The organism is Microcystis sp. LE19-195.1E, assembly GCF_027532095.1.
GTDB lineage: Bacteria > Cyanobacteriota > Cyanobacteriia > Cyanobacteriales > Microcystaceae > Microcystis > Microcystis aeruginosa.
Genome location: NZ_JAPZSZ010000159.1, coordinates 1 through 10,984, shown reverse-complemented (window position 1 = coordinate 10,984; position 10,984 = coordinate 1). Strand labels below are relative to the sequence as shown.

Here is a 10,984-nt window from a genome sequence, read left to right as displayed (position 1 = left end):
TTGTTGGGTAAGACTTTTAGACCTTTTGTCAATCAAAAAGTACTGGATCTGGGAGTGATCGGGGGGAAATTTAGGCACTTTTTCCCTGAAAATTAGGTAATTGGCCACCTCAAAACTGGTAAAACCCCACACCCCACACCCCACACCCCACACCCCACACCCTACCCCCCGGAAAAACTTTTTGCCGCAAACCCTGTCTAAACTCCTAGCCGATCATCCGGGTGATTTGAAAGGCTTCCGCGATCGGCCCGAGGGCTAATATCGGCAAGAAAGTCAGCGCACCGAGAATTAAAATCACCCCCGCCGTCACGCTGGTAAAGAGTCCGGTATCGGTGCGGAGGGTTCCGGTGGTGGCGGGAACCGGTTGTTTGCGGGACATCCCATCGGCTAACAAGAGCAGGGCAGCGATCGGGATATACCGTCCGGCGAGTAAACTGAAGCAGGCGCTCAGATTCCACCAGAGAGCGGTAATCGTCGGTTTCGCCCCAGCCGCGATCGCAAGCGGCGCGGGTTGGGAATCCCCTAGTCCCTCGAATCCCGACCCGTTATTGGCGGCGGCGGAAGCGTACTCGTAGATAACTTGAGATAATCCGTGAAAGCCGGGGTTACTGATGCCCTGAAAGTCGGGAAAGGCAAGGGCGATCGCTCCGGGGATGAGGATGGCGATCGGGTGAACCAGCAGAATTAAAAAACTCGCTAACACCACTTCCCGTTTCTCGATTTTGCGCCCGAGGAATTCCGGGGTTCGTCCCACCATTAGCCCGGTGACGAATACCGCAAGGATTAGATAGGCAAACAGGTAGGCGGTGCCGGTTCCCTGGCCTCCGAAAACGATTTGCAGGAACAGATTCGAGAGGGTGACGAAGCCGCCGTTCGGCATCAAGGAATCGTGCATGGCGATCACCGCACCGCACATGGTGGCCGTGGTAGTTACCGCGTACAGGGCCGATTGCGCCCAACCGAAGCGTACTTCTTTCCCCTCGAAGTTAACCGCTCGATCGACCCCTAGTAGGGAGTTAACCGCCTGGTTGCCGTTATATTCTCCGATCGCTGTGATGATCGTAAAGCCGATGAAGATACCGAGGGGAATTAAATAGATTAACCGAGCTTGCTTGAGATTATCGGCGAAGACACCGTAGGTATAGATCAGGGAGGTGGGAATCGAGAGAATCGCTACCAACTGCACCAGATTGACGAATCCGTTCGGGTTTTCAAAGGGGTGGGCCGAGTTGCTGGCAAAAAATCCGCCGCCGTTTTCTCCCAATTCCTTAATAATCTCGAAGTGGGCCACTGGACCGCGGGCGATCGCCTGACTGAGGTTGGGGTTTTCTAGCGTCGGCAAGATCGCCGGGCCCGCGAGGGTTTCCGGGACTCCGGCGATGATCAGGGCAATTGCCCCCACCATCGAGATCGGTAAGAGGATACGGGTGATCGCTCGGATCAGATCCACATAGAAATTGCCCAACGGTCGCCCCGTCAGTCCCCGAATAAAGGCGATCCCCACCGCTAGACCGGTTCCGGCCGAGGTGAACATCTGGTAGCCGAGACCCCAGAGCTGACTCCCGTAGCTGAGGGTGGTTTCTCCGGAATAATGCTGTTGGTCGCTGTTGGTGATAAAGGAAATCGTCGTATGTAGGGTGGTGTCCCAAGAAGGGGCGGGGATCCCCGTCGGGTTGAGGGGAAGGACTCCTTGGCCGGCAATCAGGGAAAAAACCAGAATTGCTATTACCGCGTTACTGTAGAGAACGGCGCGGGCGTACTGCCAGCCAGTCATATTCTCTTTCCCTTTCACTCCGACGAAGGTGTAAAGAAGACTCTCGACTCGATCGCACAGTGGGTCGAGTAGGGTTCTCCGTTCCATGAACACCCTAGCCATATACCGCCCGAAAAAGGGGGTGATCGCCACGATTATCAGGATCGTGAGCGCGATTTGAATCCATCCTTGCAACATGGTTCGATCAACTCCAAAAAAAGGCCCGTGGAGGCTCGATCAACGATCAACCGGGACCCTCACGGGTTCGCTGTCTCGAAACCGCTTGCTGAAAACCGAGTTTGTCTAATCATTAGCGATCGTTAACCAATGGATGTCGAGGGATTATTATCGCCTCTGCTGGAACGATTATAGCGATTTGTCGCACCTTGACAATCTATATTTTTTCCGTTCGTTGTCCTATCAGCTTTTACGCACTTATGCAGCAATACCGACAATCAGCAATTATCAGTGACTCTTAAGATGTTAGGTCACAAGTGGCTGAACAAACGGGAATAATTATGCAAACCCCATCGCAATTTGTAATCAGAGATTGCTGATTGACACTCCCGTCGCTAAAAGCCTATCCATTAGTCACATATTTCTTAACATAAAATTTGACAAAAAGAGAAAAGTGTGCAAGATGGCTCAAGGGGGTTCTATGGGGTAAATAATTTGATGAAATAGTTTCCAAGTCTCGCCGATGATATCATGTAAGGGAGCTTCTTTGATTCTTTCTACTGTACTTTTAGCTTGGGCGGCAATTAAATCTGAAGGTTGAAAGTGGGGCGAGGACAATTAACCATCTTTGCCATTACTTTTGACAAATAGTATTAATTATCATCAAAAAAAATATCGAGGGCGACTTCTGTAAAACTTAACTAAAAAAGCCTATTTCCTTGACTTTCAAATAATTTTTCAGCCAGACTCACCGACCGATTCTATTTCTGAGCAGAGATTTACAACATTTCTTATAGGAATAAATTATAAACTAATGGGTTATTATCCTCTGAATAATAGCTGCTAACTCCTGAAAAGGAAGACTCTGTACCTAGCCATTAAAATAACTGCTATCCCACCTTTCAGAATATGGTTCCGTGGGAATATTTTCTTCATCTTCCACTTCTGTCTGCGCTACATAATAAAATTTTAGTTCATGCAGTATATCGGTGATCGCTCTTTCTACAGCAATTTTTATTCTTAATCTTCGGGTGTGATAATCGTGATATTTTTCCCCCAAAGTTTTGAAACTGCGGGGCAGAATTTGGATAGCATTATTCATGACTCGATCGATTTTAATCTCCGAGAGATATTGGCGAAAGGAAGCAGGTAAATTCCTTAACTGTTCCCGCACTTCTGCTATCACTAATTGCTCAACAAAATTGAGAGAAGGTTGGTTCATGAAACGATTTTTTAGTGATCAAAAACTGACTCCATGTTAATACCGCTCGATAAATAATAGCGTGATATTATGCCGTTGCGATGGTGATTTAAATCACTGTTTAATCCAAGCTGATGGCCAAATACCGCCAATTTCGAGACCAGCTAGACCACTAGAGCTATTTATAATGTTTTTACCGCGACTATCAGCCAATTTTATCGATAATTTACCTTTGAGGGTATCTTGACAAGCAAAACAGAGACCTTTTTCTGTGGGTACACGCACGCGATCGGGAGGATGATCACTGATGCCGATTAAGACAATGGTATAATTCTCGTTGGTTGCCCTCATTTCCCAGTATCCCCAGGGTTGCACTGTCCAACTTAGTTGAGAATTCCAGATATCAAACTTATAAAAGCGATTTTGCCAGTGAATACCGATAATTCCCACCGATTCCGTCCAGTGGAGAACTTTCCGGGTAGAACCCACTGCGGTTAAGGTTAAATCGGGATTTTCAGGGAAAGCATTACAATTAATCCAAAACCACTTTTCGGGGAAAGAATAACCCCAATTTTTCTCGCTATAAAAAGGTACATTCTCAAATTGGTAATTTTTTCCCCCATAGGTAATCATTCCCGTTGCTAAACCATGAGCAGTTAAAATCTGCCAACCCGGGTCAAAAATCGGTAAATAAGATAATATTCCTGCTGTTGCTTGGGGTAAACGCTTGTTATCTCCCCAACTGTACCTAGTTTCAACGCGATAATCCCATTGACAGATTTCTCCAGTGACGGGATCATAAATTCGTCCTTGCTGCTGGTTTGCCGTTGCTTGATAACCCTCTTGAACAGACTCAAAAAAAGCTGACGGAGAAAGCAGACGGGGACGGATTTTTAAGTTAGTTTTTCCCCAATGGATAATGGCTAATTCCTGACGACTTGCCCAAAATTTATCCGTATCGGGAAAAGTGCGACAAAGATAATTAGATTCTATGGCTAAAATTTGTACCGCTCCACCGCTATTGACTTGACCGCCGCTTGGGTCTTGAATAGAATACATAAAGGCGAATCCGTCGGCTAATTGCGGAATCATGACTCGGAAGTACCAACCTTCAAAAAATCGAGGAGTGATACCATCCCAATGGTAGCCAGAATGAGGGGGTTGTGAAGACATCTATGGGTTTATCTTTAGGTATTGATTTTGGCACATCGGGAGCGCGAGCGATTGCTATTGATTCTAGCAAAAATATCGTCGCTGAGGTTCATTATCCCTTCACTAATGCCAATTTTCAGGATTGGCAAAAGGCCCTATTTTATTTATTGGATAATCTAGGGGATTCGGTGCGTTCAGAACTTAAATCGATCGCAATTAATGGTACTTCCTCGACGGTGTTATTATGTGATAATTGGGGGAATCCTCTTTCTCAGGCAATATTATACAATGACGGGCGAGGAATTGCCTTTTTAGAAGCAATTAAAGCTATAGCACCCCCTCACCATCCCGTGATTATTGCTACCTCCAGTTTAGCTAAATTACTTTGGTGGAGTGAACAAGAAATTTTTTCGCAAGCGCGTTATTTTCTCTCGCAAGCGGATTGGTTAGCATTTCTGCTGCACGGTAAACTGGGAATTAGTGATTATCACAATGCCTTAAAGTTAGGTTATGATCTCGAAAATCTCTGTTATCCCGATTGGTTAGAGAATTTACCGATGTTTAATTTATTACCGCAAATTTTTGCCCCGGGTACAGCGATCGATACTATTAAACCAGATTTAGTGACTCGTTTTGCTATCCCGAAAGATTGTTTAATTTATACGGGAACCACCGACAGCATAGCGGCATTTTTAGCCAGTGGTGCTAATTCTTTAGGGGATGCAGTGACATCTTTAGGTTCAACTTTAGTCTTAAAATTATTAAGTAGCCAGAAAGTTGATGATAGTAACTATGGCATCTATAGTCATCGTTTAGGAAATTTGTGGTTAACTGGTGGGGCATCTAATACGGGAGGAGCAGTGCTAAAGAAGTTTTTTTCTGATCAAGAATTGAGAAATTATAGTTTAGCAATAGATGGACAAAAAGAAAGTAATTTAGATTATTATCCTCTACTAAAAGCGGGTGAGCGCTTTCCAATTAATGATCCTTTTTTACCCGCAAAACTGACTCCCCGGCCCGATAATACTCGAGAATTTTTGCATGGTTTACTGGAAAGTATTGCCCGCATTGAAGCTTTAGGTTATCAGCGTTTACAGGAATTGGGAGCCAATAAATTAGAGCGAGTTTATAGTGCCGGTGGTGGGGCAAAAAATTCGACTTGGAGAATAATTCGTCAGCGTCATTTAGGGGTTCCCGTGCTTTTGTCTAAACAGGAGCAAGCGGCCTATGGTACTGCCCTATTAGCACAGCAATCGGTTACGCTGTTGAAATAGTCTCATAAGTAGGGTTTGCGGCAAAAAGTTTGTTGGTGGGGTTAGGAGTCGGTCGTCAGTATTCAGGAGTCAGGAGTCAGGAGATAGGAGTCAGGAGACAGGAGATTATTTTATTTATTCTCCCCACACCCTACACCCTACACCCTACACCCTACACCCTTCGTTAATTAACCGTAATAGGGTGGCTCATTACCCGGTTTCCATTTGATATTACAGCCTAAACTGGGTTTTTGCTCCGTCGGCACTGGTTGACCGGTTAAAACCTTGTCAATAGCGGCGCGGAGATCTTTGCCTGTCACCGGTATTCCATTACTAGGACGACTATCATCCAACTGACCGCGATAGACTAGGCTGCGCTGACTATCAAAGAGGAAAAAATCGGGAGTACAGGCTGCCGTGTAAGCTTTCGCCACTTCTTGGCTTTCGTCATAGCATAAATTGAATTTAAAGTCAAGGGTTATCGCCATTTTTTTCAAATTTTCGGGCGAATCATCAGGATATTTCTCCACGTCATTAGAACTAATTGCGAGGATGCCCAGATTGGTATTAGCATAATCGCGACCTAGACGGGTAAGTTCTTCTTGAATGTGTTTAACAAAGGGACAATGTTCACAGAGGAAGATGACTAACAGAGCGGTTTTAGCCGCAAAGCTGTCCAGAGAGATAGTTTCACCCGAAACCACATCGGGTAAGGCAAAACTGGGAGCTTTTGTCCCCAGATCTAACATTGTGGACTCGGTGCGTGCCATAAAGTTTCTACTCTTTTCTATAGGGAGGACTGAGATTTTTATAGCATTTCACGCTTCATCGCGCAAATTTAAGGCCTTAACCAGCATCAGTAAACAGTAAACAGTGAACTGATAAGCCATTGACCTATCTAAATTACTGGTTAGAGCTGCAGTAGTCATGGTTCGCAGTGTCCGCCAATTATGGAATAAAACTACTACATAAATTCGCTTCTTCATCAGTAGTTTAGCAGCGGATGCCCAAAAACAGGCCGAGGTGATTCGCAGACATTGGAGTATTGAAAATAGTCTCCATTGGGTACTCGATGTTACATTTAGTGAAGATGCCAGTGGGATTCGTCTGGGGTATGGAGCGGAAACACCTTTGTAACCCCTAAATCAGGTTTTATGTCAAGCTATTTTGAAAGCCTTGCTAGAAACCAGTTTTAGGGACAAGTATAATTACTCACTTGCATAAATGAGATGCTCCAGGCAAACTGGCAAACTGGCAAATGGCAAACTTACTGGAAAAATCAAATTATGGGAACTTTGCAAGCAAAAAACCACATCCTCAAACCTGTATTCATCATCATATCAGGATTAGCGATTACTCAAACTATCGGCTGTACAACTTTCAATAGCTATCATCCGAAAAATCAAGTAAACGCCCAAACACCTGCAAAACCAGCACCCCAAGAAATTATACAAACTGGAGAAGTGCGCCCTTTACCCGGTAGTTTAGATAAAATACCTGTTTTTAATAGCAACAGTCCAGAATGGATCAAAAATGAAGGTATTCTACTTTCTACTTTTACCCCTAATAACAAAAAAGTTCCAGCCGCACATTTAAACTTTCCCATTCAAGGCAGATTTGATTTATTTGCTCATCATTATACCCACAATCCCAAGGATTTACAAACCTTATATATAGGAGTAATTTTACATAATCCCAGTAAAAAACCTATCACTATTAACATTTTACAAGGTGCGAGTTATTTAATGACAGAAGCACCGTTTGTCACCTGGCAACCCTACATAGAAAATAACGATGGTAAAGCATTTTCTGGACCAGGTGCAAGAGCAGTAGCGGATGTTTTGCGGGGAGTACGTCAAAAAGAATTTCCAGCAAGAATAGTCATTGCTGCTGGGGGAAGTCAAATGTTATTAAACCATCCTATCCCAGTCAGAAATTTAGAAAAACCTGTCAATGGGAGATCCAGTTTTTTCCGATTAAATAGCAGTGGTAAAATTTATGCAGCGAGTTTAGCCATGTTTGCGAAAAAAAATGCTGATGGTAGCGAGCGCGCACCCACATTAAAAGAATGGCAAGACTTATTAAATAACGGTAACTTTGCAGGACCAAGAGATAAAACCCCCACACCCCCAGATGCAAAAGGAGGTCAATTAATTTACAGCAGAGTCGCAGGTATATCCGAAGGTGCAACATGGAAAGCAAACCTCACAGACAACACCAAAACCCAAACCCTGACTATTCCCGAACCAGGTAAAACTATTTCTTATCCCATAGCCACCTTACGGGGTGGAAGGTTAGGAACAGAACAAAGCCAAACCGCAAAAATGCTAGTGCGGTATCCTGATACTGCTTACGAAGCACATGGTAACTATGGGGTAGAATATCAACTCAACATACCTTTAACTAATAACACTAATAAAAATCAGACAGTTAGCATCACTTTAGAAACTCCATTAAAAGAAGATAGACTATCTGAAAAAGGAATTAAATTTAGAAAACCATCATTAGACTTTCCCTTTTTCCGTGGTACAGTGCGTTTAAAATATAGCGATGATCAAGGTAAACAACAAACCAGTTATGTACATTTATGGCATAGAACAGGGCAGGTTTTAGAGCCTTTATTAAAACTAGATTTAAAACCAGGAACTCAAAGAAAAGTACAATTAGATGTTATTTATCCACCTGATTCTACACCGCCGCAGGTGGTTACAATTAAGACTTTGGAAAATTAAAATAAATTGCAACAGACAAAAATCACTGACTGCCTTGTCTGTTACGGCGAACTGACAGGAGTTAATCTGAGAGGAAGCAAAAAAAAGGGCGTTGCTGAATCAAGGTATGAATGACAATCTTGCACCCATCCAAAAGTTAGTTTGGGTCTAGGTTTTAAAAATCCCACAAAAGAAGATTCATATCTCAAATCAGCAACGCCGGTTGAATGGTACTCAACCCCTCTTTCTTTCCCTCCCCGTTTATCTTGACTCTAATCTCGGAATTTAGCAACAGTTTTCTTGCCTTAAATCCCGGAATTAACCTACTGAAACTGATCTGCCCAATTTTCGATCACACGCTGACTTTCGCGAGCAATAACTAAAGCGTTATCGGGGACATTTTTAGTGATAGTTGAACCGGCAGCCACGGTGACATTTTTTCCTAATTTTAAAGGAGCCACTAAAACACTATTTGCCCCAGTTTTTGTGCCACTGCCGATCATAGTTTGATGTTTTTTCACGCCATCGTAATTAGCAGTAATTGTTCCCGCGCCAACGTTAACTTTTTCCCCTAAAGTGGCATCTCCCAGATAGGATAAATGGGCAATATTGGTTTTATTGCCGATGTCACTTTTTTTAATTTCAACAAAATTACCGACTCGACAATTAGCCCCAATTTTCGCTTCTCCGCGCAAATGAGCATAGGGACCGATACGACAACCAGAATCCACCTGACTATCAGAAATAACCGAAAATAAGACCGTTACATCGCTGCCTATGCGACTATTTTCGATTAAACTCCCCGGACCTATACGACAACCAGAAGCGATTATCGTCTCACCGCGCAGATGGGTTTGGGGTTCGATAATCACATCGGGACTGAGGGTGACAGTATCCTCAATGGTGACACTATCGGGGTCAATTATGGTGACTCCAGCGGCCATCCAATCATCTTTGACTCTAGTTTGTAGGATATCATAGGCGGCGGCCAATTGTTTGCGATCGTTAATGCCGCTAATTTCTAAAAAGTCCTCCACATCCACGGCCATGACGGGATCGAGAAAATTGACCACATCCGTGAGATAATACTCACCTTGATCGTTATTGGGGGTTAAATTAGGCAGTATAGCCGCTAATCTTGACCAATTAAAGCAGTATATGCCTCCATTAATCCGGTGGTTTTGTCGTTGGGCATCGGTACAGTCTCTTTCTTCCACAATCTGCTTAACGAGATTATTGCCATCACAAAAAACTCGACCGTAACCTTTCGGGTTAGGGAGGTTAGCAGTTAAGAGGGTGGCAGCGTTACCATGGTCTTGATGAATCTGGAGAAGATTTTGCAAGGTTTCGGGACGCAATAGGGGAACATCGCCATTTAAGACCAACAAATCCCCCTGAAAGTCCTCTAAATGGGGGATTAACTGCTGAATAGCATGGCCAGTGCCTAACTGTTCCTTTTGTTCAACAAATTCGATATCATCGAGATGCTGTAGAGTATTTCGCACCTGTTGCCCTTGATAACCGATAATCACCAGTTTTCGCTGGGGATGTAAGGATTCGCTGACATTAAGCACCCGTTCCACTAGCGAGCGACTGCCGAGGGGATGTAAAACTTTCGGAAGACTGGACTTCATTCGGGTTCCCTTACCCGCCGCTAAAATTGCTACCGCTACCATGGTCATGCTTGCCAATATCGTTCGCGACTGAGTATATCGCACTCCGATCCCCTTGGTTGCAAGAATTTTTCCCCTCTTTCATCCTGTGCCAGTTGAGAAACTACCATAAAAAGGTTTTCTTTAAGACATTGTTAAGGTACTATATACAAATTGAAACAATTGAACATAATTAGCACTCTATAGATACCGCTATGACAACTGTACTAACTAAGGAATCCTCCGCCATGAAACAGATTCGCACCACCTACCAAGCTGACCAACAGGTGAAATACCTGCATCTAGAAGCGGAAATCGAGGTACTGCTGCAACAACTGCAAAACCTCAAGCGCAAAAACCAAGAGAATCAAAACCTAAATTAAAGAAAATTTCCCGGTTCTTCGTTACCTGGTATGGTTCGATAGGGGGGCATAAATCGACTAAATCCTTATCTGGCAAGAGACTTAATTGATTAGTTCGCTCTAGATCAAAAATAATTGACAAAAATCGCCAAATGCCTTTCTATATAAGGGTTCCATCCCTTATAACCCCCGTCCATTGCATAACAAAAACCGAAGAACCAATTTCCCTAAGAATTCTCAAATCCCACCCTCTTACTAGCGAGAAGGTGGGAAAATGTTTTTTGAGAATTCCAGATAGGTGTAGATTATTGACATCCTCGCCGCCGTAAAACGGACGGTGATTCCCAAACCTCACGATTTAGGTTTCTGCTTCTTTCCCTTGCGGGGTTCCGCACCTGCCTTAACAGATTCACTCTGTTCTGGTCTTATGGTCGCTCTACAGACTGACACCGCAAGCCCTGCGGCCAAAATATTTTTACTAGCGTTAACATCTCGGTCATGGTGAGTCCCACAGTCTGGACAGTCCCATTCTCGAACATTTAACGGCATTTTTTCAGCAATATACCCGCAATTACTACATCTTTTAGAGCTAGGAAACCATCTATCTATTTCGATGTAATTTCTCCCATACCAACGGCATTTATAGGCTAATTGTCGGGTGATTTCTCCCCAGCTTACATCAGATATTGCCTGAGATAATTTCGGGTTTTTGACCATATTCTT

The 10,984-nt window shown here is 43.9% G+C and carries 11 protein-coding genes and 1 pseudogene; 6 read left to right on the top strand and 6 right to left on the bottom strand.

From position 1 onward, the window contains the following. Positions 1-100: 100 nt before the first annotated feature. Positions 101-259: a hypothetical protein gene (locus tag O9300_RS09315; protein WP_196219863.1), complete on the top strand. Its 159-nt coding sequence runs from the start codon at positions 101-103 to the stop codon at positions 257-259. Here the strand turns inward: O9300_RS09315 and kdpA are convergent. The 3 genes from kdpA to O9300_RS09300 form a co-directional block, all read right to left on the bottom strand. Next, entirely contained in the window at positions 206-1,951 is a 1,746-nt protein-coding gene (kdpA, locus tag O9300_RS09310) for a potassium-transporting ATPase subunit KdpA (protein WP_287971380.1), read from the bottom strand. The two genes, O9300_RS09315 and kdpA, sit on opposite strands and share 54 nt — an antisense overlap. Positions 1,952-2,801: 850 nt before the next feature. Next, complete coding sequence (locus tag O9300_RS09305; protein ID WP_147072306.1) at positions 2,802-3,152, bottom strand: hypothetical protein; 351 nt, start codon at positions 3,150-3,152, stop codon at positions 2,802-2,804. 93 nt (positions 3,153-3,245) lie between these two features. Next, positions 3,246-4,304 (bottom strand): tocopherol cyclase family protein, encoded by a 1,059-nt coding sequence (locus O9300_RS09300; RefSeq protein ID WP_287971378.1) that lies wholly within the window; start codon positions 4,302-4,304, stop codon positions 3,246-3,248. A 2-nt stretch (positions 4,305-4,306) separates the two neighbouring features. Here O9300_RS09300 and O9300_RS09295 point away from each other — a divergent pair, with 2 nt between their 5' ends. Continuing rightward, positions 4,307-5,557, top strand: coding sequence for an FGGY-family carbohydrate kinase (locus tag O9300_RS09295; RefSeq protein ID WP_190722337.1), 1,251 nt, complete (start codon positions 4,307-4,309; stop codon positions 5,555-5,557). A gap of 35 nt (positions 5,558-5,592) precedes the next feature. After that, complete coding sequence (locus O9300_RS09290; protein ID WP_287971377.1) at positions 5,593-5,724, top strand: hypothetical protein; 132 nt, start codon at positions 5,593-5,595, stop codon at positions 5,722-5,724. Here the strand turns inward: O9300_RS09290 and O9300_RS09285 are convergent, their stop codons facing one another. Next, positions 5,725-6,306 (bottom strand): thioredoxin family protein, encoded by a 582-nt coding sequence (locus O9300_RS09285; RefSeq protein ID WP_190722335.1) that lies wholly within the window; start codon positions 6,304-6,306, stop codon positions 5,725-5,727. Positions 6,307-6,511: 205 nt separating this feature from the next. Between O9300_RS09285 and O9300_RS09280 the strand changes: the two are divergent. Further along, positions 6,512-6,661, top strand: a pseudogene (locus tag O9300_RS09280) (ISAs1 family transposase); the annotation flags it as partial. Between the two features lie 104 nt (positions 6,662-6,765). Further along, the gene (locus tag O9300_RS09275; RefSeq protein WP_242034656.1) at positions 6,766-8,268 is read left to right on the top strand and encodes a DUF3370 domain-containing protein; all 1,503 of its coding nucleotides are present in this window, start codon (positions 6,766-6,768) and stop codon (positions 8,266-8,268) included. A 302-nt stretch (positions 8,269-8,570) separates the two neighbouring features. Here the strand turns inward: O9300_RS09275 and glmU are convergent, their stop codons facing one another. Next, entirely contained in the window at positions 8,571-9,923 is a 1,353-nt protein-coding gene (gene glmU, locus O9300_RS09270) for a bifunctional UDP-N-acetylglucosamine diphosphorylase/glucosamine-1-phosphate N-acetyltransferase GlmU (protein ID WP_287971385.1), read from the bottom strand. A 191-nt stretch (positions 9,924-10,114) separates the two neighbouring features. Between glmU and O9300_RS09265 the strand changes: the two genes are divergently transcribed. Beyond that, positions 10,115-10,282 carry a hypothetical protein gene (locus tag O9300_RS09265; RefSeq protein WP_002801704.1) on the top strand — a complete coding sequence of 56 codons (168 nt, stop codon included), beginning with the start codon at positions 10,115-10,117 and terminating at the stop codon, positions 10,280-10,282. Positions 10,283-10,612: 330 nt separating this feature from the next. Here O9300_RS09265 and O9300_RS09260 read toward each other — a convergent pair. Then, positions 10,613-10,984, bottom strand: a 372-nt coding sequence (locus O9300_RS09260) for an RNA-guided endonuclease TnpB family protein (protein ID WP_287971374.1), incomplete at its 5' end; no start/stop codon positions are given.

Coding starts and splice junctions, on each gene's coding strand:
- kdpA (WP_287971380.1), bottom strand. CDS start 1,951: ATGTTGCAAGGATGGATTCAAATCGCGCTCACGATCCTGATAATCGTG.
- O9300_RS09305 (WP_147072306.1), bottom strand. CDS start 3,152: ATGAACCAACCTTCTCTCAATTTTGTTGAGCAATTAGTGATAGCAGAA.
- O9300_RS09300 (WP_287971378.1), bottom strand. CDS start 4,304: ATGTCTTCACAACCCCCTCATTCTGGCTACCATTGGGATGGTATCACT.
- O9300_RS09295 (WP_190722337.1), top strand. CDS start 4,307: ATGGGTTTATCTTTAGGTATTGATTTTGGCACATCGGGAGCGCGAGCG.
- O9300_RS09285 (WP_190722335.1), bottom strand. CDS start 6,306: ATGGCACGCACCGAGTCCACAATGTTAGATCTGGGGACAAAAGCTCCC.
- O9300_RS09275 (WP_242034656.1), top strand. CDS start 6,766: ATGCTCCAGGCAAACTGGCAAACTGGCAAATGGCAAACTTACTGGAAA.
- glmU (WP_287971385.1), bottom strand. CDS start 9,923: ATGGTAGCGGTAGCAATTTTAGCGGCGGGTAAGGGAACCCGAATGAAG.
- O9300_RS09265 (WP_002801704.1), top strand. CDS start 10,115: ATGACAACTGTACTAACTAAGGAATCCTCCGCCATGAAACAGATTCGC.